23 protein-coding genes and 2 pseudogenes are annotated in these 25,703 nt (G+C 68.9%); 5 read left to right on the forward strand and 20 right to left on the reverse strand.

The annotated features are described in order from the left end of the window. Nucleotides 1-327: 327 nt before the first annotated feature. The 6 genes and pseudogenes from OXS49_RS24480 to modC form a co-directional block, all read right to left on the reverse strand. Nucleotides 328-873, reverse strand: coding sequence for a TetR/AcrR family transcriptional regulator (locus tag OXS49_RS24480; protein WP_244007102.1), 546 nt, complete (start codon nucleotides 871-873; stop codon nucleotides 328-330). A gap of 5 nt (nucleotides 874-878) precedes the next feature. Beyond that, the gene (locus tag OXS49_RS24485) at nucleotides 879-1,346 is read right to left on the reverse strand and encodes a nuclear transport factor 2 family protein (RefSeq protein WP_267427279.1); all 468 of its coding nucleotides are present in this window, start codon (nucleotides 1,344-1,346) and stop codon (nucleotides 879-881) included. A 60-nt stretch (nucleotides 1,347-1,406) separates the two neighbouring features. Next, a pseudogene (locus OXS49_RS24490) lies at nucleotides 1,407-1,538 on the reverse strand (AraC family transcriptional regulator); the annotation flags it as partial. A 325-nt stretch (nucleotides 1,539-1,863) separates the two neighbouring features. Continuing rightward, on the reverse strand, nucleotides 1,864-3,510 hold the full coding sequence (locus OXS49_RS24495; protein WP_267427280.1) for a TadG family pilus assembly protein: 1,647 nt from the start codon (nucleotides 3,508-3,510) through the stop codon (nucleotides 1,864-1,866). Further along, nucleotides 3,507-3,953: a TadE/TadG family type IV pilus assembly protein gene (locus OXS49_RS24500; RefSeq protein ID WP_267427282.1), complete on the reverse strand. Its 447-nt coding sequence runs from the start codon at nucleotides 3,951-3,953 to the stop codon at nucleotides 3,507-3,509. The genes OXS49_RS24495 and OXS49_RS24500 overlap by 4 nt, the downstream gene beginning before the upstream one ends. A gap of 118 nt (nucleotides 3,954-4,071) precedes the next feature. Continuing rightward, on the reverse strand, nucleotides 4,072-5,175 hold the full coding sequence (modC, locus tag OXS49_RS24505) for a molybdenum ABC transporter ATP-binding protein (RefSeq protein ID WP_244007096.1): 1,104 nt from the start codon (nucleotides 5,173-5,175) through the stop codon (nucleotides 4,072-4,074). 419 nt (nucleotides 5,176-5,594) lie between these two features. Between modC and OXS49_RS24510 the strand changes: the two genes are divergently transcribed. Then, nucleotides 5,595-6,278 (forward strand): glutathione S-transferase, encoded by a 684-nt coding sequence (locus OXS49_RS24510; RefSeq protein WP_267427286.1) that lies wholly within the window; start codon nucleotides 5,595-5,597, stop codon nucleotides 6,276-6,278. 48 nt (nucleotides 6,279-6,326) lie between these two features. Here the strand turns inward: OXS49_RS24510 and modB are convergent, their stop codons facing one another. Both modB and modA read right to left on the reverse strand, forming a co-directional pair. Next, complete coding sequence (gene modB, locus OXS49_RS24515) at nucleotides 6,327-7,019, reverse strand: molybdate ABC transporter permease subunit (RefSeq protein WP_267427287.1); 693 nt, start codon at nucleotides 7,017-7,019, stop codon at nucleotides 6,327-6,329. Between the two features lie 16 nt (nucleotides 7,020-7,035). Continuing rightward, nucleotides 7,036-7,851 (reverse strand): molybdate ABC transporter substrate-binding protein, encoded by an 816-nt coding sequence (modA, locus tag OXS49_RS24520; RefSeq protein WP_267427289.1) that lies wholly within the window; start codon nucleotides 7,849-7,851, stop codon nucleotides 7,036-7,038. A gap of 916 nt (nucleotides 7,852-8,767) precedes the next feature. On the opposite strand from modA, the gene OXS49_RS24525 reads away from it, so the two are divergent. After that, the gene (locus tag OXS49_RS24525; protein ID WP_267427291.1) at nucleotides 8,768-9,700 is read left to right on the forward strand and encodes a 50S ribosomal protein L11 methyltransferase; all 933 of its coding nucleotides are present in this window, start codon (nucleotides 8,768-8,770) and stop codon (nucleotides 9,698-9,700) included. A gap of 97 nt (nucleotides 9,701-9,797) precedes the next feature. Here the strand turns inward: OXS49_RS24525 and OXS49_RS24530 are convergent, their stop codons facing one another. Further along, a complete protein-coding gene (locus OXS49_RS24530) occupies nucleotides 9,798-10,064 on the reverse strand; it encodes a hypothetical protein (RefSeq protein WP_244007090.1) in 267 nt (88 codons plus the stop codon). Nucleotides 10,065-10,274: 210 nt separating this feature from the next. Here OXS49_RS24530 and OXS49_RS24535 point away from each other — a divergent pair, with 210 nt between their 5' ends. Together OXS49_RS24535 and OXS49_RS24540 are read left to right on the forward strand one after the other, a co-directional pair. After that, nucleotides 10,275-12,113 (forward strand): aminopeptidase P family protein, encoded by a 1,839-nt coding sequence (locus tag OXS49_RS24535; RefSeq protein ID WP_267427293.1) that lies wholly within the window; start codon nucleotides 10,275-10,277, stop codon nucleotides 12,111-12,113. Between the two features lie 106 nt (nucleotides 12,114-12,219). Then, nucleotides 12,220-14,376 (forward strand): protein-disulfide reductase DsbD domain-containing protein, encoded by a 2,157-nt coding sequence (locus tag OXS49_RS24540; RefSeq protein ID WP_267427294.1) that lies wholly within the window; start codon nucleotides 12,220-12,222, stop codon nucleotides 14,374-14,376. 136 nt (nucleotides 14,377-14,512) lie between these two features. Here the strand turns inward: OXS49_RS24540 and phoB are convergent, their stop codons facing one another. From phoB to pstS, 6 genes are all read right to left on the reverse strand, one after another. Then, complete coding sequence (gene phoB / locus OXS49_RS24545; RefSeq protein ID WP_244007087.1) at nucleotides 14,513-15,208, reverse strand: phosphate regulon transcriptional regulator PhoB; 696 nt, start codon at nucleotides 15,206-15,208, stop codon at nucleotides 14,513-14,515. Between the two features lie 125 nt (nucleotides 15,209-15,333). Further along, nucleotides 15,334-16,053, reverse strand: coding sequence for a phosphate signaling complex protein PhoU (gene phoU, locus OXS49_RS24550; RefSeq protein WP_243920520.1), 720 nt, complete (start codon nucleotides 16,051-16,053; stop codon nucleotides 15,334-15,336). 114 nt (nucleotides 16,054-16,167) lie between these two features. Further along, nucleotides 16,168-16,959: a phosphate ABC transporter ATP-binding protein PstB gene (gene pstB / locus OXS49_RS24555; protein ID WP_243920627.1), complete on the reverse strand. Its 792-nt coding sequence runs from the start codon at nucleotides 16,957-16,959 to the stop codon at nucleotides 16,168-16,170. A gap of 63 nt (nucleotides 16,960-17,022) precedes the next feature. After that, nucleotides 17,023-17,910 carry a phosphate ABC transporter permease PstA gene (gene pstA / locus OXS49_RS24560; RefSeq protein WP_244007086.1) on the reverse strand — a complete coding sequence of 296 codons (888 nt, stop codon included), beginning with the start codon at nucleotides 17,908-17,910 and terminating at the stop codon, nucleotides 17,023-17,025. Nucleotides 17,911-17,918: 8 nt separating this feature from the next. After that, nucleotides 17,919-18,896, reverse strand: a complete 978-nt coding sequence (gene pstC / locus OXS49_RS24565) for a phosphate ABC transporter permease subunit PstC (RefSeq protein ID WP_244007085.1) — start codon at nucleotides 18,894-18,896, stop codon at nucleotides 17,919-17,921. 85 nt (nucleotides 18,897-18,981) lie between these two features. Then, a complete protein-coding gene (pstS, locus tag OXS49_RS24570) occupies nucleotides 18,982-20,022 on the reverse strand; it encodes a phosphate ABC transporter substrate-binding protein PstS (RefSeq protein ID WP_244007084.1) in 1,041 nt (346 codons plus the stop codon). A gap of 229 nt (nucleotides 20,023-20,251) precedes the next feature. Between pstS and OXS49_RS24575 the strand changes: the two genes are divergently transcribed. Further along, on the forward strand, nucleotides 20,252-20,497 hold the full coding sequence (locus OXS49_RS24575) for a hypothetical protein (protein ID WP_244007082.1): 246 nt from the start codon (nucleotides 20,252-20,254) through the stop codon (nucleotides 20,495-20,497). 22 nt (nucleotides 20,498-20,519) lie between these two features. Here OXS49_RS24575 and OXS49_RS24580 read toward each other — a convergent pair whose 3' ends face one another. From OXS49_RS24580 to OXS49_RS24600, 5 genes and pseudogenes are all read right to left on the reverse strand, one after another. Beyond that, complete coding sequence (locus OXS49_RS24580) at nucleotides 20,520-20,720, reverse strand: hypothetical protein (RefSeq protein ID WP_244007080.1); 201 nt, start codon at nucleotides 20,718-20,720, stop codon at nucleotides 20,520-20,522. Between the two features lie 116 nt (nucleotides 20,721-20,836). Further along, complete coding sequence (gene recN / locus OXS49_RS24585; RefSeq protein WP_267427296.1) at nucleotides 20,837-22,510, reverse strand: DNA repair protein RecN; 1,674 nt, start codon at nucleotides 22,508-22,510, stop codon at nucleotides 20,837-20,839. A 277-nt stretch (nucleotides 22,511-22,787) separates the two neighbouring features. Next, complete coding sequence (locus OXS49_RS24590) at nucleotides 22,788-23,669, reverse strand: outer membrane protein assembly factor BamD (RefSeq protein WP_244007078.1); 882 nt, start codon at nucleotides 23,667-23,669, stop codon at nucleotides 22,788-22,790. Between the two features lie 190 nt (nucleotides 23,670-23,859). Beyond that, complete coding sequence (gene lpxC / locus OXS49_RS24595; RefSeq protein ID WP_267427298.1) at nucleotides 23,860-24,807, reverse strand: UDP-3-O-acyl-N-acetylglucosamine deacetylase; 948 nt, start codon at nucleotides 24,805-24,807, stop codon at nucleotides 23,860-23,862. Between the two features lie 437 nt (nucleotides 24,808-25,244). Further along, nucleotides 25,245-25,703 (reverse strand): annotated as a pseudogene (locus OXS49_RS24600) (cell division protein FtsZ); the annotation flags it as partial.

A 25,703-nucleotide genomic window follows, 5' to 3' on the forward strand; every position in this document is an offset into this window, starting at 1 on the left:
TGCTCCTTCCCCTCGTGGCTGCGGGCTAAGCAGGTTTGATGTCTCGGCGGGCTGAGGCGCAAGCTCGAAGGGGCGCGGGGCCCTCTCCCGAGCGGGAGAGGTCTGCACTCGCAGAGAGCCGGGTGAGGGACGAGAACCTTCCGAAAGAGACTCCTCCTGACCGCACGTCGATGGCGTGTTCAGTTCTGACGCTTCTCAGCCCTCACCCCAACCCTTCCCCGCACGGGAGAGGGGGGCGGTCGTGCTCCGTCATCAGCCTCAAGCCCCAAACCTGTGAAGCCCGGAGCCACGAGGAGAGCGAATTGAGGCCCTTAATCTCCGCGTTTGCTATGCTGCGGCCTTGATCCGCAGCGCCGCCATCGCCCGCGCGAAGACCGCCGGTTCGTTGAGGGCACGGGCCAGAACGATGGCCCCCTGGATCTGGACGACGATCTCCTCCGCCAGGGCTATGCTCCCCGCCGCGTCACGGCCCGACCGTTCCAGGGCAACGGCCAGGGCCGCAACCCAGCGCGCAAAGTAGCTCCGCACCGCCTCGCCGAAGCGGTCGCGCTCCGAGCCGAGCGCCACGACCCCCACGAGGCAGACCCGCCGGCCGGAGCGAAAATAGGTCTCGACCGCGTCGAACATGGTCGACACCGCCTCGGCGGGTTGTCTCGCCTCACGGAGGGGTGCGTAGAGGTTGGCCTCGAACCACCCGTCGATCTCTGCCAGCACGCAGGCCGCCATCTCGGCCTTCCCGCCGGGGAAGAGGTTGTACAGGCTCCCCTTTCCGAGGCCGGTGGCTCGGCTGATCGTTGCGAGGCTGGCCCCCTCGTAGCCGTGCTCGCGAAACACCTCCGCGAGCCTCTGGAGCGTTTCGGCCCGGCCGGTCACCGCGGTCAGAGGCCGAGATCGGTGAGGCCCGGATGATCGTCGGGCCGGCGGCCGAGCGGCCAGTGAAACATCCGGTCGGCTTCGGTGATCGCCAGATCGTTGATGCTGGCGATCCGGCGCCGCATCAGGCCGTGGGCGTCGAACGCCCAATTCTCGTTGCCGTAGGAGCGGAACCACTGCCCCTCCGCATCGTGCCATTCGTAGGCGAAGCGCACCGCGATCCGATCGCCGCCGAAGGTCCAGACCTCCTTAATCAGGCGGTACTCGCGTTCCTGCGCCCACTTGCGCGCGAGGAACGCCACGATGGCTTGGCGCCCGGTCAGGAACTCGCTGCGGTTCCGCCAGACGCTGTCCGGCGTGTAGGCGAGCGAGACACGCTCGGGATCGCGCCCGTTCCAGGCATCCTCGGCCATGCGGGCCTTCTGGGCGGCGGTCTCGGCGGTGAAGGGGGGAAGGGGCGGACGGTCGGACATCGTTCGGGTCTCCAGCGTTTGTACCGATCGGTACAAGCTGGCCGCCCGCCGTGCCGCCTGTCAAACGATTTCTACGCTTACCTGTGATCGTCGGCCTTCGGCCCGGAACGCCGAGGGTGAGGCTCCGACCTGTCTGCGGAACATGCCCGCGAAGGCGCTCAGGCTCGCGTAACCGAGGGTCAGGGCTGTCTCGGTGACCGACCGCGCAAGGTGCGGCCCTCCGAGACAAAGGCGATATCGGTCCGCATCGCGCGCCGGGTTCGGTCAAACGCAGCGTCAGATCCGCCAAGCTGTCGGGCGCGCGGCTCCGATGCAAGTCGACAGGCGGCGGCTTCGGTGCGTATCTCGGCGTTTCGCGGGATCGCGAGCCACGAGGCAGTGAGATCGGGCAGGCCCATGTCGCCGGAAGTACGGGAATCGCGCACCGCGCTCATCCTGCTGGCCGTGTCGGTCGGCGCCGTGCTGCTCTTCGGTGCGTTCACGCTGCTGACGCAGATCGGCTAGCCGCGTCCGAGCCTCACTGGACCAGCACGGCCTGGCTGCAAAGCACGCCGTCGATGTCGATATCCGCGTAGCCGAGGTGCAGGCCGAGGCTCCGTAGGGTGCTGTCCAGCACGAGGTCAAGGGCCGGCGTCAGGGCGGCGAAGGTTGCGCTGAGCGGCGTCTGCAGCAGCGGGCCCAGGCCGATCGGGTTGATGTTCAACGTCAGGCTGCTCAGCAGGCTGCCGGTGAGGGACTGGGTCAGACCGCTCGACGACACCGTTTTCACCGTATGATTGGCGATGTCGGTCTCGTTGAAGACGAGGGTCTGTGTGGTCGATCCGATGGTCGCCACGGCACGTCCCGTCACGCTCACCGGAGGGAGCAGGAGTGCGATCAGGGTCGCCGGCTGCGACAGGTTCGGACCGGTGCTGCCGCCGGTGATGGCGCTGCGCGCGACGTTGGCCACTGCCAGGGTTGCGAGGCCGGTCTGGGCGCTGATCGTGACCTGACGCGCGCCGCCGATGCAGCTCAGCGCCTGAAGCGTCGCCTGCGCGGGTGCGACCTCGGCGTAGATGGGTATCGTGAGCGTTCCCAAACCGAGGGGGGCAGAGGCCGTGGCCTCGATCAGCAGCCGGGTCTGCGCCGTCTGGATGGTCGCGTTCGGCCCCCCCGGTCGGACCCAGCCCGAGCTGCGGCGGCGCTCGCCGATCGCCACGGTCAGGCGGGTGGAGAGAAGGCCCGGGATCGTGGCCCCCAGATCGACCGAGATCTGCGTCTGGCCATTCGCCAGCGCGGCGGTGGCGCCCAGGACACTCATCACATCGACCGAGGCGCCAGCGAGACCCCTCTGAGGCGCCAGCGCTGCGGCGTCGCCGAGGGGATCCACTTGGCCAATCGGGACCGTGGGACCGGCATTCGGCAGCGCGTTCAGGATGCCCGTCAGGGCATTGACCGCGCCGCTGTTGCCTTGCGCGGCGACCCGGAGTGCCATCAGGACCTGCCCGACGCTGGCATTGGCCTGCGCGAGGTCGGTGTAGTTCGCCGCTGCCAGATTCAGGCTCGTCGCCAGGGCATCGAGAACCCGCAGCCCGTCGACGCGCGTGCCGAGCAGGGCATTGTAGTCGCTGACGCTCAGCGACAGCTGTGCGCCGAGCATCGCACCCAGCAGGGCATTGGTGATGCCGTTGCTGACTTGCAGCGTGCCCGATCCGATGCTGAAGGCCGCGAATTGCGCGCTGGCGGCGGTCCCGACGACCCGGAGCGGAATCGACCCGGCAAGCCCGATTGTCCGTCCGAAGGTGATCGGTACCGCCGTCGACAGCCCGACCCGAACGGCGTTGGCCGGGCTCGACCCCGGGTGAAAGCGGTTGGCAGGTGCAACCCCTGGTACGCTCGCGTCGTAGGTGCCGGGATCCACCGTGGCGACCGCGCTGCCGTAGCCGTTGTCGCCCAGCGATCGGCGCGCCATCGTGTTGGCCTGGGTCGGATCGATCGCCCCCATCATCGCGGCGATGTCGGCCGCCGCCTGCGCCTTGCGCCGTTCCTGGAACACGAGGCCCAGATCGACCCCGACGGCGCCGGCCGCCAACAGGAACGTGCTGCCGAGCGCCACGAGAATCGCAACGTTGCCGCCGCGCGCCGTGCCGAAGCGGCGCAACCGGTTCCGGATCCAGCCGATCACAGACCCCCCTTCCGCACGCTGATGGTGCTGCGCAGGATGGTGGGCAGCATCGGGAGCAGGCGCGAAAAGGCGTTGATGCCCAGGGAGGCGGTGTTGGCGGAGAGCGTGACGGTGTAGATCGTCGCGTCGTTGGGGTCGGATCCGACCTGCACGGCAACGCTGCCCGGCCGGAACATCGCGCCCGTGCTCAGGCTGCGGTTCACGGTGTTCTGCGCGAGGGTCGCACGCTCCGTGTCGGTGATGCCGGCCACCGACGCGCGCGCCGCTTCCGCAGCGATCTGGCGCAGGTTGTGGGCCGCGCCGAGGCAGATCCCGAGCATGCCGATCCCGGCGAAGAGCAGCAGGAGCAGCGGTGCCACGAGGGCGAACTCCACCGCGGAACTGCCGCTGCGGCAGGCGAGTCTGGTGGTTGTCGGGCGATGGAGCAGGCGTCTGATGCCCATCGGTCTACCTCTGAGAGTTGTGCTCGATTTTCCCTTTCAATCTATCGTGGCGCTCGAATCCTAACCAAGGGTTGTGTATTCAAAATAAGAACGCGGTAAATAACGGTATTCAGCCGCGTCAGATTGCGACAGACGCGCGCAGCTCGCCGATCCCGGCCGGGTCGAACGCGACGCTTTTGACGATGGCGTGGACCGGCTGTCCGATCGCGAGCCCGAGATCGCGGACGGCCGCCCGGGTGATGCGCGCGACGAGATGCGCGTCGTGGCAAGCGATCTCCACGGCCATTTCGGTGCCCGAAGCGCTCATTCCGCTGATTCGACCGGCCAGGATGTTGCGCGCGCTGAGGCCCTGGGGCGGTGCGGTCGCGATCAGCACGTCGCGGGCGGGGATACGCACGCGCAAACGCGTCCCGACCGGGCGCGCCAGCCCCGGCACCAGCAGGCGCCCCGCAGCGCCGGTGAGGCGCGTGAGGCCGGTGTCCGGATCGATCGCCTCCACCACCATGTCCAGCAGTGCGCCGGCTTCGGCGTCGTGGACCGGCGCGAGATCGGCCCGGCGCAGGATCGCTTCCGCGGGTCCGGCGGCGGCCACGCGGCCCGCCTCCAGCACGACGACCGTGGTGGCGAGTCGCGCGACCTCCGAAACCGCGTGACTCACATAGACGATCGGCACGCCGGCCTCGTCGCGCAGGCGCTCGATCGCGGGGAGGATCTCGGCCTTGCGGGTCTCGTCCAGGGCCGCGAGGGGCTCGTCCATCAGCAGGAGGCGCGGCCGGGCCAGGAGCGCCCGTCCGATGGCGACCCGCTGGCGCTCGCCGCCGGAGAGCCCGGCGGGCCGGCGGTCGAGCAGATGACCGATGCCGAGCATGCCGACCACCGCCTCGACATGCGCGGGGTCGGCCCGGTGGCGGGCAAAGACGCGACCGTAGGCGAGGTTGGTTCGCACGCTGAGATGCGGAAACAGCCGCGCGTCCTGGAACACCACGCCCACCCGTCGGCGATGGGGCGGCAGGAAGAGGCCGATGCCCGTATCGACCAGCGTGGTGCCGTCCACGACGATCCGACCTCGATCGGGCCGGGCGAGCCCGGCGATCAGGTCGATCAGCGTGGTCTTGCCTGAGCCCGAGCGCCCGAACAGCGCCGTCAGACCCGGCCCGGCCTCGAAGGCCGCGTCGAGCGCGAAGGCGCCGCGGCGCAGGGTGACGTCGACCTGGATGCTCACGCGCAGCGACTCGGGTAACCAACCGGGCGGCGTGGTCCTGCGTTGGCGTCGTACCCGATCACGTTGGACACGGTAAACGACAGTGCCACCGTCGCCGAGTGAGGCGCGGGTCCCCTCTGCCATGCGGGACAGGTCTGCTTTCGCAGAGAGCCGGGTGAGGGATGCGAACTTTCAGCACGAGGCATCCCCTGTCGGCGCCTCGAGAGTGCGCTCGATCCTGTGGGTTCTCGTCCCTCACCCCAACCCTCTCCCGAGCGCGAGAGGGGGCCGGTCGCGCGTGCCAACCTGTCTGGAGACGTGTGTCGTGTACGGTGCGCGTTGCAATCGTGCGCGGCACTCACCTCTTGAGGTGACGCGCCCTCTTGGGCCGAACCGGTGCCCGCTTCGGCGGAGAGCGCTCCAGCGGGGACAGAATCGCGATGATCACGGTCCATCATCTCGAAAACAGCCGCTCGCAGCGTGTGCTCTGGCTGCTGGAGGAACTCGGGCTGGCCTACACGGTGAAGCGCTATGCGCGCGATCCCCGAACCATGCGGGCGCCGCCGGACCTCGTCGCCATCCACCCGTTGGGCAAGGCGCCCGTGATCACCGACAACGGGGTCGTTGTCGCGGAGACCGGGGCGATCGTCGCCTACCTGACCGAGACGGCGGGGGGCGCCCTGGTGCCGGTGGCCGGGACGGAGGCCCGCAGGCGCTACATCTATTGGTTGCATTACGCGGAAGGGTCGGCGATGCCGCCGCTCCTGCTGAAGCTGATCTTTTCCCGCCTTGCGCCGGGTAGCCCGTGGCTGCTGCGACCCCTCGTTCGCCGGATCGCCGGGACGGTACTGCGTGGCTTCGTCGATCCCGACCTGCGGCGGCATGCAGCGTTCTGGGAGGCGGAACTCGCCGATGGTCCCTATGTCTGCGGCGCGGATTTCACCGCCGCCGATATCATGATGAGCTTCCCGCTGGAGGCGTTCGCGGCCCGCGGCACCGGGGCGGGGCCGCGGGTCCTGGCATGGCTGGAGCGTATCCACGCGCGCCCCGCTTATCGCCGGGCCCTGGAGGCGGGCGGTCCCTACGCGTATGCCGGCACCGGCGGATCGCCGCCGACCGGGTGATACGGCGCGCGCCGCGGGCTGAGAGAGGGGCGGGACGGAAGTAGCCATCTAGCCCGCGCCCAGCTTTCGTCCCAGCCGATTGGCCAGGAACTCGGAGGCGAGCAGCGCCGTCACCGAGATGGCGATCGACACCAGGGTGAGGCGGAGCGCCGGCCCCTCCCCGCCCGGAACCTGGGTCAGCGTATAGATGGCCGAGGGCAACGTCTGGGTCTCGCCCGGGATGTTCGACACGAAGGTGATGGTGGCGCCGAATTCCCCCATCGCCTTGGCGAAGGCCAGCACGGCACCCGCGATGCAGCCCGGCAGGCTGAGCGGCAGCGTGACGGTGAGGAAGACCAACAGAGGGCTCGCGCCCAGCGTCCCGGCCGCCTGCTCGATCCGGCGATCCACAGCCTCGATCGACAGCCGCATGGCCCGCACCATCAGCGGGAAACCCATGATCGCGCAGGCCAAAGCCGCCCCGGTCCAGCGGAACGCCAGGACGACCCCGATCTCCGCCAACAGGCTTCCGACCGGGCCCCGACGGCCGAAGGCCAGGAGCAGCAGGTAGCCGGTCACCACAGGGGGCAGGATCAGCGGCAGGTGAACCAGCCCGTCGAGGAGCGCGCGCCCTGGAAAGCGGCGCCGGGCCAGGAGCCATGCGGTCGCGAGGCCGGGCCCGAGGCTCGCGAGCGTCGCGATTGAGGCCACCTTGAGGCTCAGGGCGACGGCGGTCCACTCCGCCGGGGTCAGGTCCAGCATGGCGGGGCTCCACCCGCTACCGGCCGGCAGCGGGGGCCTCGACCACCGAGAAGCCCTGGGGCTCGAAGGCGCTTCGAGCCGCCGGACCGCGCAGATCGCGCAACAGGACCGCGGCATCGGGGTTACGCGCGTCCTGGATGACGGCCGCCGGGTAGACGATCGGCGGATGGCTATCGGGCGGGAAGTTCGCCAGCACCTGCACGCTGGGATCGGCGGCCGCGTCGGTGGCGTAGACGATGCCGAGCGGTGCTTCGCCCCGGGCGACCAGCAGAAGGGCCGCGCGCGCATTGTCGGCCTGGGCCACTTGCCCCTTCACGGCTTCCCAGGCGCCGAGCTTCTCCAGGGCGGCCTTGCCTTGCCGGCCGGCCGGGACGGCATCGATCGTCGCCATAGCGAGCTTGCCGCTGCCGAGCAGTTTGGTCAGCGCCGTGCCGAGATCCGGAGCCAGCGCGACCCGGGGATCGGAATCTTCAGTCTTCGGGCCTGGGGCGATCAGAACCAGCGCGTTGCGCAGCAGGTCGATCCGCGAGCCCGGCTTCAGCAAGCCGGCCCGGGCCACATCATCCATCCAGGCTTGGTCCGCCGAGATGAACAGGTCGGCGGGCGCGCCCGCCTCGATCTGCTTCGCGAGGGTGTTCGAGCCCGCATAGGAGATCCGTACGGACTTCCCGGTTTCCTTCGCCCAAGCCGCGGTCGCATCGTCCAGCGCGTTCTTGAGGCTGGCCGCAGCGAACACCACGACGGGATCTCCCGCCCGCGCGGCGTGGGGCGCTGAGCCGAACGCCAGAGCCCCGAGGGGGAGCGCCACGAGGATGCGTCGGGTCGGGCGCATGGCCGAAGGTCCCCTTTGTCGCCGTCCGTTATATCCGGGCGGGTATGACGGGGAGCATAAACGCTGCTTGATGCCCGGCCAAGAACCGGTGCCCTGCCCGGCGACGTGCGCGCGTGCGGCGTTCAGCCATGCGCCGGGTCGCGGGGCTCTTTCGGAGCATTTTCCGCGCGATGCAGGCGGCTCAGCAGGACGAGAAGGTGCCCCGGCAGTGGCCCATCGGGTGTCGGGCCGCCGAAGAGCCGTTCACGCGGCGGCCGCGCAGGCGCCGACGGCTCGGCGACGACCACGGGCCCGAAGCGGCCGGAACGTCTGGACTTGGTCACGCGGTACGCACCCTGCTTCATCGCGTTTCACGTCGAAAGCCGGCCGAAAACGTCGCTCCGCGAAGCGGGTTCCGCTCGGTTGCGCGGTCGCCTGTGGTTAACGTGTGCGCACGATGCCGCATTGCCGTGCGTGCGCAGTGGCGATTCGTGGTCCGGTCTTTCACCAGGTCCGGAGGTCGCGCCGCTCAGGCGATCCGGCCTCCGGCAGCGGGGTCATGCCGGCCGCCACGACGAGTGCCCACAGCCACGCGGCGCACGTGGTGGCACAGGCAAGTGCGGCACTGATGAAGAAGGGGGCGGTCATCGACTATGCGTGCCTGCCAAAACTGGCGCGCCAACTCACGAATGAGTGGCGTGCCGGAGTTGAGGGGTCTGGCTTTGGGAAGCCGAGACTGTCTAATCATACATTCCGGACCGAGATAGTGATTTAGAACATCAACGAAATGAGTATTGCCGCTTGTGTCTCCCGCGCAACAAATCGCGCCGCGACCGTGAGGGCACGGGCCGGTCCCGCCCGGCGGCGTCGGTTTTTTCGCGTCGGCATCCGCTTGCCCCCTGTGATGTCGCGCGCGTCGGCGTTACAGCCCGGACCCATGCTGGAAGGTTTGCCGCCCCATCGCCCGTCCCACGTCCTGTGCCTGCTGACCGACGAGCGCTCGGCGCGGGCCATGACGGATCTTCTGGGCGAGATGTTCGATCCCACCGAGACCGCCGTCGCGGCCTTCGAGGATGCGGACGGACGCACGTGGCGGCTCGAAGCCTATTTCGCGGATGCACCCGATGAAGACTACGTCCGCGCGCTGATCCGGCCGGTGATCGGCGACGCCGCCGACGCGGCGGTATTCCGTACGATCGACCAGCAGGATTGGGTGCGGGCCTCGCTGGAGGGGCTGAAGCCCGTCCGGGCCGGGCGCTTTATCGTTCACGGCTCGCACGACAGGGATGCGGTGCGCGCCAACGATCTGCCGATCGAGATCGAGGCGGCGCTGGCCTTCGGCACGGGGCACCACGGTACGACGCTCGGCTGCCTGCGGGCGCTGGTTCAGGTGCTGAAACGGCGGCGGCCGGCCCATATCCTCGACGTCGGCACGGGCACCGGGATCCTGGCCTTCGCGGCCGCCAAGGCGTTGCGGCAGCCGATCGTGGCCGGGGATCTCGACGCGGAGGCGGTGCTCACGGCCCGCGAGAACGCCCGCGCCAACGGTCTCGGCCCCTATCTCAAGCTCTATCTCGGCCCCGGTGTGCGCCACCGCCTCGCGGCCCGTCCGCGTCATTTCGATCTGGTTTTCGCCAACATCCTGGCGCGGCCGCTGCGACTCCTCGCCCCCTCGCTGACGCGGGTGGTGGCCCCCGGCGGCGTATTGATCCTGTCCGGCCTGATCGAGCGCGATGTCCCGGGCGTCCTCTCGGCTTACCGACACCAGGGCTTCGCCCTCGTGCGCCGCGGTCTGATCGAGGGCTGGGTCGCCCTCGTGCTGATGCGCGGCGGCACGGCCGCGCGCCCCGTGCGACGCCCTCAGCGCTGAACCGCGCGCAGGCGGGCAAGATCGGCCGGCGTAAAGTCTGAGCCAGTCCTCGACCCGTTATGTCCCCGCGGAGTATCTCTGATCGCTGCCCGCGCCCTCAGCGCGCGGCGCGGACCTTGCCGGGCGGGCAGACACGGTCGGATCCGGCCTCGGCCGGCTCCGGCGGGGTCGAATCCTGGAAGCACTGCGACACCGGCGCACCGAGCGCCGCCATCAGGACACGCAGGCCCTCGATCCACTCCTCGACCTCCGCGAGCGACGCGAAGCCCTCCCGGCGAACGACAGTATCGGGTTCGACCGTCACGATGGCGTCGAAGCAGCCATCCGCTCTGTCGCTGATCCGGTAGTAAACGCGACGTGCCATGATCCCGAGATAGGCCAAAACCCACGGCGTGATAAGATTGTTCGCGATTTTTTCATGTTGAATAAGGTATGCGGGCCAGCCATTGCTGGGCTGCGCGCTGCATGACGGGTGCCGTCTGACAACCTGTACGGGCATCGTGCGCGCCCTCACCCTGCATTCCCGATGCCGGGTCGGTTGCCATGCCGGCGGCGAGCGCTCTACCCTCCCACCATGATCGAGCCGCCGCCGTCCCGACCACGCCAGCGCTTTCAGACGTTCGACGACCCGGGCCATCGCAAGGGGCCGGAACGGATCGAGGCTCTGCGGGCCGCCCTGCGCGAGACGGGGGTCGACGGTTTCGTCGTGCCGCGGGCCGACGAGCACCAGTCCGAATACGTCCCCGCCGACGCCGAGCGGCTCGCTTGGCTCACCGGGTTCACCGGGTCGGCCGGGACTGCGGTGATTCTGGCGGAATCCGCCGCCCTGGTTGTGGATGGCCGTTACACGCTCCAGGCGCCCGAGCAGGTCGATACCGGCATCCTCGCGATCGTGCCGTTGGCCGAAACGACGCCCGAAGCCTGGATCGGTGCCAACCTCAAGCGCGATCAGGTGCTGGGCTACGATCCGTGGCTGCACACGCCGGACGGATTGGCGCGCCTGGAACGGGTGGCCACGAAGGCGGGCGGTGCCCTGCGGGCCGTGCCGAACCTCGTGGATGCCGTCTGGGCCGGTCGGCCGAAGCCGCCTGCCGGCCGGGTCATCCGCCATCCGGACGCGCTCGCGGGCGAAACGGTCGCCGACAAGCTCGCCCGGGTGCGGGACAGCCTGACGGAGGCCGGCTGCGACGCCCTGGTGATCTCGGATCCGCACAACCTCGCCTGGGCCTTCAACCTGCGCGGCGCCGATGTCGGGCATACGCCCCTGGCCCTCGGTTACGCGATCCTGCCGCGCGAGGGGCAGGCGCGCCTCTTTCTGGCCTCGCCGGCCGTCGATCCGGACCTGCGCGCGGCGCTCGCGCCCGTCGCCGAGATCCTGCCCAAGGCCGAGCTTGAGGATGGGCTGGCGTCGCTCAGCGGGGCCCGGGTCCGGCTTGATGCGGCCACGGGCGCGGTCGCCCTCAAGGAACGGATCGAATCGGCCGGCGGCACGGTCGATGTCGGCAAGGATCCGATCACCGCGATGAAGGCGCTCAAGAATGCCGCCGAGATCGCGGGCGCGCGCGCCGCCCATCAGCGCGATGGGGCCAGCGTCGTCCGCTTCCTGGCGTGGCTCGACGCGGCATCCACGGCCGGGGGCCTCACCGAGATCGCCGCCGTCGAGGCGCTGGAGGATTTCCGCGCCGCGGGCGGCGATCTGCGCGACGTCTCGTTCCCGACCATCTCGGGATCCGGACCCAACGGGGCGATCGTCCACTACCGGGTCACCCGCGCCAGCGACCGGGCGGTCCGGCCGGGCGAGCTGTTCCTGATCGATTCCGGCGCGCAATACCCGGACGGCACCACCGACATCACCCGGACCGTCGCGGTGGGCGCGCCGAGCGCGGCGATGCGCGACCGCTTCACCCGGGTGCTGAAGGGCCATATCGCCATCGCCCGGGCGGTGTTTCCCAACAAGACGACCGGCGCGCAGATCGATGCCTTCGCCCGGGCGCCCCTATGGCAGGCGGGGCTCGATTTCGACCACGGCACCGGCCACGGCGTCGGCGCCTTCCTGTCGGTGCACGAGGGGCCGCAACGGATCGCCAAGACCGGTACGGTGGCGCTCGAGCCCGGCATGATCCTGTCGAACGAGCCGGGCTACTACGCGGCCGGCGCCTACGGCATCCGGATCGAGAACCTCGTTCTGGTCGAGACGCGCGCCATCGCGGACGGCGAGCGCCCGATGCTCGGCTTCGAGACGCTGACGCTGGCGCCCTACGACCGGAACTTGATCCAGACCGAGCTGCTCGAACCGGGGGAGCGCGCCTGGATCGACGCCTACCATGTCTGGGTCCGCGAGGCGCTGTCGCCGGAGCTCGATGCCGGAGCGCGCGACTGGCTGGCGCGCGCCACGGCGCCGCTGCCCGGGTGAGGCCGCGGCGCGCGACCGCCACGGCCCTTCGTGGTAAGCGCGTCGTCACGGAATGGCCCGAACGCTGGGCCTGAAACCGCGGCCGCCCGGCCCGCGAAGGGACAGCATGATCCGCCGCCTCGTCCTCCCGATTCTGGTCCTCGCCGCGAGCCTGTCGGCGGCCCTGGCGCAGGGCCTGCGCACGCCGCCGGATCTGGTGCGGTCGAGCCTTGTCGCCGAGCCCGCCGCGGTGGCGGGGGCGCGGCCTTTTACCCTCGCGGTGCGGATGCAGGTGAAGCCCGGCTGGCACGTCTACTGGCGCAACCCGGGGGATTCGGGCCTGCCGCCCGAGGTGACCTGGACCCTGCCGGCCGGCTTCAACGCCGGGGCGCTCCAGTGGCCGGCGCCGGAGCGGATCCCGATCGCGACGCTGATGAATTACGGCTACGAGGGCGAGGTCACGCTCCTCGTCCCCGTGACGCCGCCGCCGAGCCTCGATCCGGCCAACCCGGTGCAGATCCAGGCCAAGCTGACCTACCTCGTCTGCGAGACCGAGTGCGTGCCGGGCTCCGCGGATCTTGCCCTCACCGTGCCGGTGGGCGAGCCGCGTCCCGATCCGGACAATGCAGCCCTGTTCGCCCGCGCTCGGGCCGCCCTCCCGACCCCTGCGCTCTGGCCGATGAACCTGTCGAGCCAGGGCGATACCCTGCAGCTCGATTTCACGGCGACGGGGCTCAGGCCCGACACGATCCGGAACGCCGCCTACTTCCCGTATGCCGAGACCGCGATCGACAACGCGAGCGCACAGGTGATGGCGGTCGACGGCACCGGCCTGCACCTCACCGTCGCCCGGAGCAGCCCGACCGAAGCGGCTCCCACGGCCCTTCCGGGTGTGCTGACCCTGGACGAGGTGACCGAATCCGGCAGCCGCCGCCTCGCCTTCGCGTATGGCGACGAGCCGGTGCTTCCGGCCGCGACCGATCCGTCGGTTCCCGTCGCGGCGACGCCGGCCGGGGCCGCCGCGCCCGACCTCGACCTGCTGACGTTTGCCACCGCCGCCGCCTTCGCTTTTTTCGGCGGCCTCATCCTCAATCTGATGCCCTGCGTCTTCCCCGTCCTGTCGATCAAAGTGCTGAGTCTCGTGCGGCATGCGGGCGAGGGTCCGGCCCGCCTGCGCCTGCACGGCTTCGCCTATACGGCCGGCGTGCTGGCGAGTTTCCTGGGTCTGGCCGGAGTGCTCATCGCCCTGAAGGGCGGAGGGGCGGCGATCGGCTGGGGATTCCAGCTGCAATCGCCCCTGGTGGTGGCGGGGCTCGCCTATCTGCTCTTCGCGATGGGTCTGAGCCTGTCCGGCGTGGTCGAGGTCGGGGGACGGCTCGCGGGTGTCGGCGATCGCCTGACCCGGCGTTCCGGCCTGAGTGGTTCGTTCTTCACGGGCGTGCTGGCCACGCTGGTGGCGACGCCCTGCACGGCGCCGTTCATGGGCTCGGCAATCGGCTTCGCGCTGACCCAGAGCGCAGGTGTGGCGCTTGCCGTGTTCGCGAGCCTCGGGCTCGGCCTCGCCCTGCCGTTCTTGGCTCTCACTCTCTGGCCCCCGGCCCTTCGGGCGCTGCCGCGGCCGGGCGCCTGGATGGAGACGCTCAAGCAGGTGCTCGCCTTCCCGGTCTACGCCACCGTGGCTTGGCTGGTCTGGGTCCTGGCGCAGCAGGTCGATCCGCGGGGCCTTCTGGCGGCGCTGATCGGCCTCGTGCTGGTGGGTTTCTCCGCCTGGGCCTGGGAGCGCGGACGCGCCGCCGCGCCCGGGGCACGCCGGATCGCGCAGGTCTGTGCGGCGCTCGCCCTGATCGCCGTGGTGGCCCTGGTGTCCACCCTCCCGCAGGACCGTGCCGCGCCGACCGCGCAGGCCGCCGCCGGTGGTATCGAGCCGTTCACGCAGGCCCGTCTCGATGCGCTGACGAGCGCGCACAAGCCGGCCTTCGTCAACATGACCGCGGCGTGGTGCATCACCTGCGCGGTCAACGAGACGACCTCCCTCTCCACGAAGGCCGTGCGGGCCGCGATGGCCGAGCGGGGCATCACCTATCTGAAGGGCGACTGGACCAACCAGAACCCCGAGATCACGCGCCTGCTGGAGAAGCACGGCCGGAGCGGCGTGCCGCTCTACCTGCTCTACACCGACGGCGGCGAGCCCCAGGTGCTGCCCCAGATCCTCACCGAGGGCACGGTGCTCCAGGCCCTGGCCTCCGTGCCGGCCGCCGACAGGAGTGCCGCGCTCACCCGCTGATCGGGGGTTCCCGAAGGGCGGAAGCCCTTTGGCGGGGTGTCGGGGCGGAGTCCAGACGCTCGGGCTTCGCCCCATAGCAAGGCTCCGCCCTGCACCCGCAAAAGGTCTTGACCTTTCGAAATCGGGACTTGGCGATTCAGGCTTCGAGGGAGAAGGTTTCGTCGAAGGCGTAGCCGGAGCCGCGGACGGTGCGGATCGGATCGGCTTGGCGTGGGCCGTTCAGCGCCTTGCGCAGGCGGCCGACATGGACGTCGACGGTGCGCTCGTCGATGTAGACGTCGTGACCCCAGACCCCGTCGAGAAGCTGCTCGCGGGAGAAGACCCGGCCCGGGGCCAGCATCAGGAATTCCAGCAGCCGGAACTCCGTGGGGCCGAGATGCAGCTCCTCGCCGGCCCGGCGCACCCGATGACCGGTGCGGTCCAGTTCGAGGTCGCCGGCGGCCAGACGATCCGAGACATGAGCCGGCTTGGCCCGGCGCAGGAGCGCGCGGATGCGGGCGAGCAGTTCCGGCACCGAGAACGGCTTGACGATGTAATCGTCGGCGCCCGTCCCGAGGCCCCGGATCCGGTCGCCTTCTTCGCCCCGGGCGGTCAGCATGATCACCGGCAGCCGCTCGGTCTCCCGCCGGGCCCGGATGCGGCGGCAAAGCTCGATCCCGGACAGGCCGGGCAGCATCCAGTCGAGCAGGACCAGATCGGGCATGCGCTCGGCCAGAAGCAGTTCCGCATCGTCGCCCCGGGCCGCCGTATCCACCAGGAAGCCCTCGGCTTCCAAGTTGTAGCGCAGCAGCGTGGTCAATGCCTCCTCGTCCTCGACGATCAGGACTTGCATACTCACCTTCGATGACCCGTTCTCGCGGCGGACGCGGCAATGGTGCCGGAGGCTCCGCCCAGCCTCAACCGAAACCGACCGTCACGGCGGCGACGCCCCCAGGATCCTGCGCCCCGGGAAGCGCTTCACGGCGCCAGACCCCCATCCACCGTCACGTAATTCGACGCATCGTTCTTCGGCCGTTCTCCGGCGAGCGTCTCGCCCGTGGCGAGGTAGTGGATCGTCTCGGCGATGTTGGTCGTGTGATCGCCGATGCGTTCGACATTCTTGGCGCAGAACAGCAGGTGCGTGCAGAACGAGATGTTGCGCGGATCCTCCATCATGTAGGTCAGAAGCTCGCGGAACAGGGAATTGTACAGCGCGTCGATCTCGCCGTCGCGCTCCCACACGTCGTGGGCCGCCTCGATATCGCGGCTCGCATAGGCGTCCAGCACGTCCTTCAGCTGGCCCTCCGCGAGGTCGCTCATGTGGCGCACGCCGAGCACGATCTTCTGCGCCGGCGCCTGATCGGAGATCGCCACGACGCGCTTGGCCACGTTCTTGGCGAGGTCGCCGATCCGCTCCAGGTCCCCGGAGACGCGGATCGCCGAGATGGTCTCGCGCAGGTCGATCGCCAGGGGCTGCCGCCGGGCGATCAGCAGGACGGAGCGCTCCTCGATATCCCTCTGGAGGGCGTCCAGGCGCTTGTCGGCGAGGATCACCGCCTGGGCGAGCCCGTCGTCGCGGCGCACCAGGGCGTCGGTCGCCTCGGTGGTCATCTTCTCCGCCACGCCGCCCATCTCCGAGATCGAGCGACGGAGGTTTTCGAGATCGGTGTCGTAGGAGGTAACGATATGGCCGGGCATGGATGGATCCTTCGATGGGGGCCAGGACGTGCGATCCCACCCGGTTGCCGCGATCCCGCCCGGCCGCCGCGGCGCCCGGGTCGCGATGGCGCGGAAACCGGTCTTCGAAACAGCTTAGCCGAAGCGGCCGGTGATATAGTCCTGCGTCCGCCGCTCGGTCGGGTTCATGAACATTTTTTCGGTTTGTGAGAATTCAATCAGCTCGCCGAGATACATGAAGGCGGTGAACTGCGAGATGCGCGCCGCCTGCTGCATGTTGTGCGTGACGATCGCGATGGTGAACTCGTCGCGCAGCTGCTCGATCAGCTCCTCGATCCGGCCCGTCGAGATCGGGTCCAGCGCCGAGGTCGGCTCGTCGAACAGGATCACCTCCGGGCGCTGGGCCACTGTGCGAGCGATGCACAGACGCTGCTGCTGCCCGCCCGACAGGCCCATGCCGGACTGCTTCAGCTTGTCCTTGACCTCGTCCCAGAGCGCCGCCTTGCGCAGCGACGCCTCGACCCGGTCGTCAAGCTCCGATTTCGGCAGCTTCTCGTAGAGGCGGATGCCGAAGGCGACGTTGTCGTAGATCGACATCGGGAAGGGCGTCGGCTTCTGGAACACCATGCCGACCCGGGCGCGCAGATCGTTGAGATCGACCTTCGAATCCAGGATGTTGACGCCGTCCAGCAGGATCTCGCCCTCGGCGCGCTGCTCCGGATAGAGGCTGTAGATCCGGTTGAAGGTGCGCAGCAGCGTCGACTTCCCGCAGCCCGACGGGCCGATCAGCGCGGTCACCTGCCGATCATGGAAGTTGAGGTTGATGTCCTTCAGGCCGTGGAACTGGCCATAGTAGAAGTTCAGCCCCTTCACGGCGATCCGGACGGGCGCCTTGGTGTCGGCGCCGGCCTTGGCGGAGGGCTGCATAAGGGGCTCGGCGGCGGCGGTGGCTGCAGCATGGCTCATCGGGCTAATCCTTCGGCTCGCGCTTCAGCGGGCACGCTGCGGCTTGACCACCAAGCGGGCGATCACGGAGAGGGCGAGGATGGTCATGGTGATCAGAAGCGCTCCGGCCCAGGCCAGCTGCTGCCAGTTGGAATAGGGCGAGAGCGCGAACTGGTAGATCATCACCGGCAGGTTCGGGACGCCACCCATGAGGTCGGGGCTGAACCAGCTGTTGTTGTTGAGTGCGGTGAACAGGAGCGGCGCGGTCTCGCCGGCGATGCGGGCCAGCGCCAGGATGATGCCCGTCACGATGCCGGCCGAGGCGGCGCGCCAGCTCACCTTCATGATCACCATGGAGGGCGGAGCGCCGAGCGCCGCGCCGGCCTCGCGCAGGGTGCCCGGCACGAGGCTCAGCATGTCCTCGGTGGTCCGCACGATCACCGGCGTGGCGATGATCGCGAGCGCGATGCCGCCGGCCCAGCCGGAATAGCTGCCCATGGGCCGCACCATCAGCGTGTAGACGAACAGGCCGATCAGGATCGACGGCGCCGAGAGCAGGATGTCGTTGAGGAAGCGGATCAGGACGGCCAGCTTCGAGGTCCGGCCGTATTCCGCCAGGAATGTTCCGGCCATCACGCCGACCGGCGTCGCGATGACGATGCCGATCGTGGTCAGGATCAGGCTGCCCAGCACCGCGTTGGCGATGCCGCCGCCCTCGCTGCCCGGCCCCGGGGTCGGTTGCGTCAGCAGGGTCGGCGTGAAGCCGCGCACGCCTTCGACGATCAGCATCAGCAGGATCGAGCCGAGCACGATGATGCCGAGCAGCGTGGCAAAGGCGCAGAAGCCACGGAGTATGGCGTCCGCGCGGCGCCGGCCGGGGCGGACCCGGGCCTGCACGAGCGGCGGCGCAGCGCGTGTGTTGATCGCGTCCATGGGGCTCCTCAAGCGACCCGCACGCGTGACGTCAGGATGCGCGCGGCGATCAGGACGATGAAGGTGATGACGAACAGGATGCAGCCGAGCGCCATCAGGGCGTTGAGCTGCATGCCGTCCGCCTCGTTGAATTCGTTGGCGATCCGGGACGCGATGGTCGAGCCGGGATCGAAGATCGAGGCCGAGAGGCGGTTGGCGTTGCCGACCACGAAGGTCACCGCCATGGTCTCGCCCAGCGCACGGCCGAGGCCGAGCATGATCGCGCCGATGATCGACACCGAGGCGTGCCGGATCAGGACGAAGCGCGTCACCTCCCAGGTGGTGCAGCCGACGCCGTAGGCGCTCTCGCGCAGGATCGTGGGGATCTGGTCGAGCATGTCGCGGGCGATCGAGGCCACGAACGGCACGATCATGATCGCCAGGATGATGCCGGCGGTGAGCACCCCGACCCCAGAGGGGATGCGGGCATACAGCACGGTCCCGACGATCGGCAGGCCCTCGACGACGTTCGAGATCGGGATCTCGACGAAGCGGGCGAACAGCGGGGCGAAGATGAACAGGCCCCACATCCCGTAGATGATGCTCGGCACGGCGGCGAGCAGCTCGATCGTCATCGCGACCGGCTTGCGCGCCCAGCCCGGGCAGAGCTGCGTCAGGTAGATGGCGATGCCGAGCGAGACCGGGACGCCGATCAGGAGGGCCAGGAGCGCCGACATCACCGTTCCGATGACGGCCACGAGCGCGCCGTACTGTTCGGTGCCGACGTTCCAGACGCTGGACGTCAGGAAGCCGACGCCGAACTCCCGGAAGGCCGGCAGGCCGCCGTAGACGATGGAGCCGATGATCCCCACGAGGACGGTCAGCACCAGCAACGCCGCGCCGTACGCGCAACCGCGGAACACGGCGTCCATGTTCCGGCTCGGTCCCTTCCGCGCCGCCGACGTACGGGTTCGGCCGAGGGCAATCGTTTCAGTCAAAGCAGACATCCGCGGTTCTCTGCGAAGGATAACGTGGTAGCGCGGCGGGATCTCAGAAGCGAGGGAGGAGGTCGAAGCCTCCTCCCCGTTGGGCTTACATATTGTAAACCGGCTTCCCGTCCTTGCCCTTCACGTTCTTCCACTCTTCGTGGATCAGCGCCACGACGTTGTCCGGCAGCGGAACATAGTCGAGATCCGAGGCAAGCTTGTCGCCGTTCTTGTACGCCCAGTCGAAGAACTTGAGCACATCGGCGGCCTTGGCCGGATCGGCCGGGTCCTTGTGGACCAGGATGAAGGTCGCCGCCGTGATCGGCCACGCCTCCTCGCCGGCTTGGTTGGTGAGCGAGATGCCGAAGCCGGGGGCCGACTTCCAGTCCGCGCTGGCCGCCGCCGCCTGGAACGCCTTGTCGTCGGGCTGCGGGAACTTGCCGGCCTTGTTCTGCAGCAGGGCGTAGGCCAGCTTGTTCTGCTTGGCGTAAGCCGACTCGACGTAGCCGACGGAATTCGGCACCTGCTTCACGGTGGCCGTCACGCCCTCGTTGCCCTTGCCGCCCTGACCGACCGGCCAGGAGATCGTCGTGGCCGCGCCGTACTCCTTCTTCCACGTGTCCGAAGCCTGGGACAGGTAGGTGGTGAAGATGTTGGTCGTGCCCGAGGCGTCGGACCGGTAGACCGGCGTGATGTTCGTGTCGGGCAGTTTCAGGCCGTCATTGAGCTTCGCGATCCGCGGATCGGTCCACTTGGCGATCTTCCCGGCATAGATGTCGGCCAGCACGTCGCCGGTCAGTTTGAGCTTGCCCGGCTCGATTCCGGCGATGTTCACCACCGGCACGACGCCGCCCATCACGGTGGGGAACTGGACGAGGCCGTCCTTGGCCAGCTGCTCGCCCTTCAGCGGCGCGTCGGTGGCGCCGAAATCGACCGTCTTGGCCTGGATCTGCTTGATCCCGCCGCCGGATCCGATCGACTGATAGTTCAGACCCGAACCGGATTCCTTCCGGTAGGCCTCGGCCCACTTCGAGTAGACCGGGAAGGGGAACGTAGCCCCGGCCCCGGTGATGTCGGCGGCCAGCGCCGCAGACGCCAGCTGTACCGTCGCGAGTCCGACGGCGAGCGCGTAAGCGAAGGGTCTCATGGAATCTCCGTTGCCGTCGGGCAAGAGCCTGCGCCACCCCGCCGGCATGCTCATGCCCGCGGCAGAGCCTTGCGGCCGATCCGTGAAAGATCCAGCGCCGGCCGCCCGATGGCTGCGCGGTTACGACAGGTAGATGACACCGGCATGACATCGCGTCGCAGGTCGCGCGGCACGGTTCACGGGTCTCGCGCGTTCCTACCGGCAACGGCACGGGAAGGGACTGGGAACCGTGGTGGGCGAAAACGCCGATTCAGCGACGGAGACTGACCCGAACTGGCTTGCCCTGCATGCCGAACGGGAAGCGGTGGAGCGCGCCCTGACCCTCGCGCAGGCGCGTCAGAAGTTCAGTGGCGATCCGGATGCAGCCGCGGCAGCGCGGCGCGAGGAGGCGGATCTGCTAAAAGATCTCGACCGGATCCTCACCCTGATTCGAGCGGCCGAGTATCGGCGGCGGCCGGGGGCGCGCCGCTGGTGAGGCATTCGGGAGCGGGATCGCCCTACCCGGCCCGGCGCAGCTCCCGCTCCTTCTGGCGCAGGCGCAGGAGCAGCTCGACATGGGTGTCGGTGATCGGCTGCGTGTCGACACTGCCTTCATAGACCGTGCGCAGCGAGAGACCCAGCCGACGCGTATCGATCGTCCGCTTCGGATTCTGTCCCACGTGCGAAAGGTCCTCGGAATCGACGCCTGACAGCTTCATGGCTCCCTCTCGTCCTTCGGCCGCTCCAAACCGCTGCGGCGCCGGGATGGCAAGAGAGTCACCAAGAATGGTTAACGAACCGTTACCGTGAACCAACGGTTAAGCTTACCTGTCAGTTAACCGTCGGCGCCCTGAAGAAGCCGCGCAGCCGCCGCGCGGGCTTCATCGGTCACTGTTGCCCCCGCGAGCATCCGGGCGATCTCCTCCCGGCGCTCGGCCACGGGAAGGCTGGCGACCCGCGTTGCGACACGGCCGGCCCCTTTCACGGGTGCCTTCGCGATAAGGAAATGCGTCTCCGCGCGAGCCGCGACCTGCGGCGCATGGGTGACGGCGACAACCTGTACGGTCGCGGCCAGGCGTGCGAGGCGCAGCCCGATGGCATCCGCAACAGCACCGCCGACGCCGGTGTCGATCTCGTCGAAGATCAGGGTCGGGGCCGAGCCCTTATCGGCCAGCACCACCTTCAGGGCGAGCATGAACCGCGACAACTCGCCGCCCGAGGCGACCTTCATCATCGGTCCGGGCTTGGTGCCGGGATTGGTCTGCGCCCAGAACTCGACCCGGTCGGTGCCGGCCGGATCGCGCGATTCCGGGTCGGTGACGATCTCGGTGATGAATCGGGCGCGCTCGAGCTTCAAGGGGGGCAGCTCGGCCTTCACGGCGGCGTCGAGCTGCTTGGCGGCGCGGCGGCGACCGGCACTGAGCTTTTCGGCGGCCTCGGCATAGGCAGCCTCCGCGGTGGCAAGAGTCTGTTCGAGGCCTGCCAGTGCCGCTTCCCCGGCATCGATCGCCGCAACGTCGCCGGCATAGCGCTCGGCAAGCGCCGCAAGATCGTCGGCCGCGACGTCGTATTTGCGGGCGGCCGCCCGCAGGGCGAACAGCCGTTCCTCCACCCGCTCGAGATCGCGGGGATCGAACTCGGTCTCCGCCACCGCGGCGTCAAGCACGGCTCGAGCCTCGTCGAGGGCTACGATCGCGGCGTCGAGGGCGTTGACGCAGGGATCGACGAGGGCGGGGAGCTGCGATGCGCGGCGCTCCAGCTTCCGCAGGGCGGCCGAGATATGGGGTACCCCGGAATGGGTCCCGCCCACCGCTTCCAGCGCCGCATTCAGTTCGCGCGCGACCTTCTCGGATTGCTGCATGATGCTGCGGCGCTCGGCGAGCTGAGCCTCCTCACCGGGCTTCGGCGCGAGTGCAGCCAGCTCCTCCACGGCGTGGCGCAGGAAATCGGCCTCCTTCCGGGCCGCCTCCACCCGAGCGCGGTGCTCGGCGAGGTCGGATCGGGCGGTGCGGACCGCGCGGGCGGCCGCCGCGACCTTGGCGAGCTGGCCCTGCAGGCCGCCGAACGCGTCGAGGATCGCCCGGTGCGAGGCCGGATCGGCCAGCGCACGGTCGTCGTGCTGACCGTGGATCTCCACCAGGGCCGCGCCGATCGCGCGCAGGACCTGGACGCCCACCGGCTGGTCGTTGACGAAGGCGCGGGTGCGTCCGTCCGCCATCTGGGTCCGGCGCAGGATCAGATCGCCCTCCGTGTCGATCTCGGCCTCCGTGGCAATCCGGCGAGCCGGATGGTCCAGGGGCAGATCGAACACGGCGGTGACGACGCCCTGCGCCTCGCCGTGCCGGACGAGGCGGCCATCGCCACGCCCGCCCAGCGCCAGCGCGAAGGCGTCGAGCAGGATCGATTTGCCCGCGCCCGTCTCTCCGGTCAGGACGCTGAGGCCCGTTCGGAAATTCAGTTCGAGACGGTCGATCAGAACGATGTCGCGGATCGCGAGCTGCGCCAGCATGCGGCGGGGGCATTCCTCAGAAGGGGACCGCAGAGATAAGGCCGTGGCGCCGCTGATTCACCCCAAAAATGCGTCGCACAATGGGAAAGGCCCGAAGCAGGCGCTCCGGGCCTCAACGTGTTCGGGGCGGTCGACCTATCCGGTCAGGGTTTCGAAAGGTCGAGACCTTTCGCAGGTCCAGGGCGGGGCCCTGATGAATATCTCAGGGCGCTGCCCTGTGTACCCGCCAAAGGGCTGAAGCCCTTTGGAAACCCGGAAAGCGGGTCAAACCGCTTGTTCACTCGGCCGAGGCCGTCTTGCCCGCGACCGAGCGGTAGATCTTCGACAGGAACGAGGCCTTCTCCTCCCGCGGCTCGAGCCCGTTCTGGGCGAGGAGCGCGTGCGCGTCCTTGTACCAGGAACTGTCCGGGAAGTTGTGGCCGAGCACCGCGGCGGCGTTCTGCGCCTCCTGGGTGATGCCGAGCGCCCAGTAGGCTTCGGTCAGGCGCTCCAGCGCCTCTTCGGCGTGGCGGGTGGTCTGGTACTTGGAGACCACGTCACGGAAGCGGTTGATCGCCGCCGGGAAGTTGCGCCGCTCCAGGTAGAAGCGCCCGACTTCCATCTCCTTGCCGGCGAGCTGGTCGCGGGTGATCTGGATCTTCGCCTTCGCGTCGATCGCGTATTCCGAGGTCGGATACTTCTGGACCAGCTCCTGAAGGGCCGTCAGCGCCTTCTCGGATCGCTCCTGATCGCGGGTCACATCCGGGATCTGCTTGTAGTTCGACATTGCCATCAGGTACTGCGCGTAGGCCGCATCCTTGCTGGCCGGGTGCCGCTGCAGGTAGCGCTTCGAGGCGCTGATCGCGTCGTCGTACTTCTGGCCCTCATAGTTCGCGTAGGCCGTCATGAGCAGCGCCTTCCGGGACCACTCGGAATACTGGTACTGCTTGTCGAGGCTGTCGAACTTCTTGACCGCGCCGTCGTAGTCGCTGTCTTCAAGCTTGGCCAAGCCATCGCTGTAGAGCTTGTCAGCCGGGATGTCCGGAACGACCTCGGGCTTGTACTTCTCGGAGAACAGATTGGTCGGGTCGAAATCGCAGCCGCCCAGGCCGAGGCCGAGGATGGCCACGAGAGGCGCCGCGAAGGCTGCCGCCCGGCGGTAACGAATGGTGACAGGCATCTGGCGCTCTTTCCCGGAAGCGGCGCCATCCCGCGCCGTCATGCCATCGCGTGCGTGGATCCGGCCTTCTGAGCCGAACCCGCCGTTCACGGACCGTTAAACCGTGACGTTTGATTCGGGCACGAAAGCGGCAAGGCTGAGGCGGTACGGAACGATCGCCGACTGTGGCTTGCGGACCACAGGTTGATCGTCAGAGGTCGCCCGCGAAGGCGGCGACCCCCAAACCGACGCCGAGTTCCGAGAGGACGGTCTCGCGGCGCGGGCCCTGCGCCTCGACGATCGCGTAATTGGCCCGGTCGGCCAGAAGGGCGGAGAGGACGCCGACATTCATCCGGTGGCCGCCGCAATAGGAGCGGTACGCACCTTGGATCGGCAGGCCGGCCAAGGCGAGGTCGCCGATCGCGTCCAGGATCTTGTGGCGGACGAACTCGTCCGGGAAGCGCAGGCCTTCGGGGTTGACCACCGCAGTCTCGCCGACCGCCACGGTGTTCTCCAGGGAGGCGCCGAGGGCGAAGCCCGCCTTCCAGTACCGCTCCACGTCCCGCATCATCCCGAAGGTGCGGGCGCCCGCGATCTCACGGCGGTAGGTGGCGGGAGAGAGATCCATGGCCCGGCGCGAGCGGCCGATCACCGGGCTCTCAAAATCGATTTCCACATCGAGGCGGAAGCCCCGGTCGATCGGCCGAAGTTCCGCGAAGGACCGGCCGGTCTCGATGCGGACGTGTTGCAGCACCTTGAGCCAGCGCCGGGGCGCCCCGCAGGCGGCGATCCCGACCTGATCGATCGCCTGCACGAAGGGAAGTGCGGAGCCGTCGAGAATGGGCATCTCGGGCCCGTCGATCTCGATCAGGGCGTTGTCGACGCCCAGCCCGTAGAGCGCGGACATCAGATGCTCGACGGTGGCCACCGCACCCGTCTCGACGTCGCCCAGGACGGTGCAGAGCTCGGTGGCGGAAACGAGTGCGTGATGCGCCTTGATTAGGCGGTCATTGCCGTGGGGCGTACCGGTGCGGAGGAAAGCAATACCGTGATTGGCGGGTGCGGGCCTGAGCGTGATCTCGGCGGGGTTCCCGGAATGAACCCCGATGCCCGAGAGAGTCGCCGGCCCTTTGAGGGTCGTCTGTTTCAGCGTTCGCATTCCTTAGCCCCCGGCCGCGATCAGGCTCCGCCATTCCAACGGGGAATGGGCGAACACCGACTGATCCGTCCGCTGCTTGATGCCCCTGCTCACGCGATCAGGTTGTATCCCGATGCATGTCTCGTCGGTCTTGATGCTTCTATAACTGCACCGCACAGGGCAGCCAAATCACGGATTCTTACGCTCTGTTACAGACACGCTTGCGGTCCGGGAGATGTAAAATGCAGTGTGATCAAGGGCTTAAAAAGTGGTTAACGCGTGGCTAACCCACGGCCGATCTGTGTCATGGATACACCACGAGTCCCCGCTTCCCACAGCTCAAGCATCTTCCGGAGCGCCAAAGTCCGCGGCAGCGCTAACCTGAAGTTGAATATGTGGAACGCGAAAGGCCGGCGGTCACCCGCCGGCCTTCCCCGTTGCCGCAGTGCAGCGGCTGATTAATTCGCCTGACGGCGGAGGAAAGCCGGGATCTCCAGCTGGTCGTCGTCCATCATCCGGCTCTGGGGCGCGACACGGCCCTGGGCGTCGAGATGGCCCTGGGCCGGACGGTATTGCGGGACTGCCGGCGTGACCGGAGCGCGCGGGGCCGGCGGCACGTGGGGCTGCGCCATCTGGGGCAGCGGCGCGGCCGGGTTGGCGCGGGCCGCGGGAGCGCCCTCGATCTCGTCGCGCCGGCCGCCGAAGCCCACCGTTGCCAGACGCCGCAGGAGCGAGGTCCGCTTCGATTCCGGAGCCGACTCCTCCGCCGCGCGATTGGCCAGGATCTGGTTCTGGGCGATCGGCGGCAACTCGTGAATCTGCGGCATGCGCGGGGCGCGGGCGAGGGGCGTGCCGCCCGGAGCGGCCGGGCGCGGCGGCACGAACGGGCCTGACTGGTACTGCGGCGCGGGCTCAGC

It is taken from the genome of Methylobacterium sp. GC_Met_2 (genome assembly GCF_026540795.1).
Classification (GTDB): Bacteria; Pseudomonadota; Alphaproteobacteria; order Rhizobiales; family Beijerinckiaceae; genus Methylobacterium.

Bases quoted from the DNA above. Each gene is read 5' to 3' on its own strand.
- OXS49_RS24525 (WP_267427291.1), top strand. From the start codon at position 8,768: ATGCTGGAAGGTTTGCCGCCCCATCGCCCGTCCCACGTCCTGTGCCTG.
- OXS49_RS24500 (WP_267427282.1), bottom strand. From the start codon at position 3,953: ATGGGCATCAGACGCCTGCTCCATCGCCCGACAACCACCAGACTCGCC.
- OXS49_RS24530 (WP_244007090.1), bottom strand. From the start codon at position 10,064: ATGGCACGTCGCGTTTACTACCGGATCAGCGACAGAGCGGATGGCTGC.
- OXS49_RS24510 (WP_267427286.1), top strand. From the start codon at position 5,595: ATGATCACGGTCCATCATCTCGAAAACAGCCGCTCGCAGCGTGTGCTC.
- OXS49_RS24540 (WP_267427294.1), top strand. From the start codon at position 12,220: ATGATCCGCCGCCTCGTCCTCCCGATTCTGGTCCTCGCCGCGAGCCTG.
- phoU (WP_243920520.1), bottom strand. From the start codon at position 16,053: ATGCCCGGCCATATCGTTACCTCCTACGACACCGATCTCGAAAACCTC.
- phoB (WP_244007087.1), bottom strand. From the start codon at position 15,208: ATGCAAGTCCTGATCGTCGAGGACGAGGAGGCATTGACCACGCTGCTG.
- pstS (WP_244007084.1), bottom strand. From the start codon at position 20,022: ATGAGACCCTTCGCTTACGCGCTCGCCGTCGGACTCGCGACGGTACAG.
- OXS49_RS24580 (WP_244007080.1), bottom strand. From the start codon at position 20,720: ATGAAGCTGTCAGGCGTCGATTCCGAGGACCTTTCGCACGTGGGACAG.
- modA (WP_267427289.1), bottom strand. From the start codon at position 7,851: ATGCGCCCGACCCGACGCATCCTCGTGGCGCTCCCCCTCGGGGCTCTG.
- OXS49_RS24590 (WP_244007078.1), bottom strand. From the start codon at position 23,669: ATGCCTGTCACCATTCGTTACCGCCGGGCGGCAGCCTTCGCGGCGCCT.
- pstB (WP_243920627.1), bottom strand. From the start codon at position 16,959: ATGCAGCCCTCCGCCAAGGCCGGCGCCGACACCAAGGCGCCCGTCCGG.
- OXS49_RS24485 (WP_267427279.1), bottom strand. From the start codon at position 1,346: ATGTCCGACCGTCCGCCCCTTCCCCCCTTCACCGCCGAGACCGCCGCC.
- OXS49_RS24535 (WP_267427293.1), top strand. From the start codon at position 10,275: ATGATCGAGCCGCCGCCGTCCCGACCACGCCAGCGCTTTCAGACGTTC.
- lpxC (WP_267427298.1), bottom strand. From the start codon at position 24,807: ATGCGAACGCTGAAACAGACGACCCTCAAAGGGCCGGCGACTCTCTCG.
- pstC (WP_244007085.1), bottom strand. From the start codon at position 18,896: ATGTCTGCTTTGACTGAAACGATTGCCCTCGGCCGAACCCGTACGTCG.
- pstA (WP_244007086.1), bottom strand. From the start codon at position 17,910: ATGGACGCGATCAACACACGCGCTGCGCCGCCGCTCGTGCAGGCCCGG.
- modB (WP_267427287.1), bottom strand. From the start codon at position 7,019: ATGCTGGACCTGACCCCGGCGGAGTGGACCGCCGTCGCCCTGAGCCTC.
- recN (WP_267427296.1), bottom strand. From the start codon at position 22,510: ATGCTGGCGCAGCTCGCGATCCGCGACATCGTTCTGATCGACCGTCTC.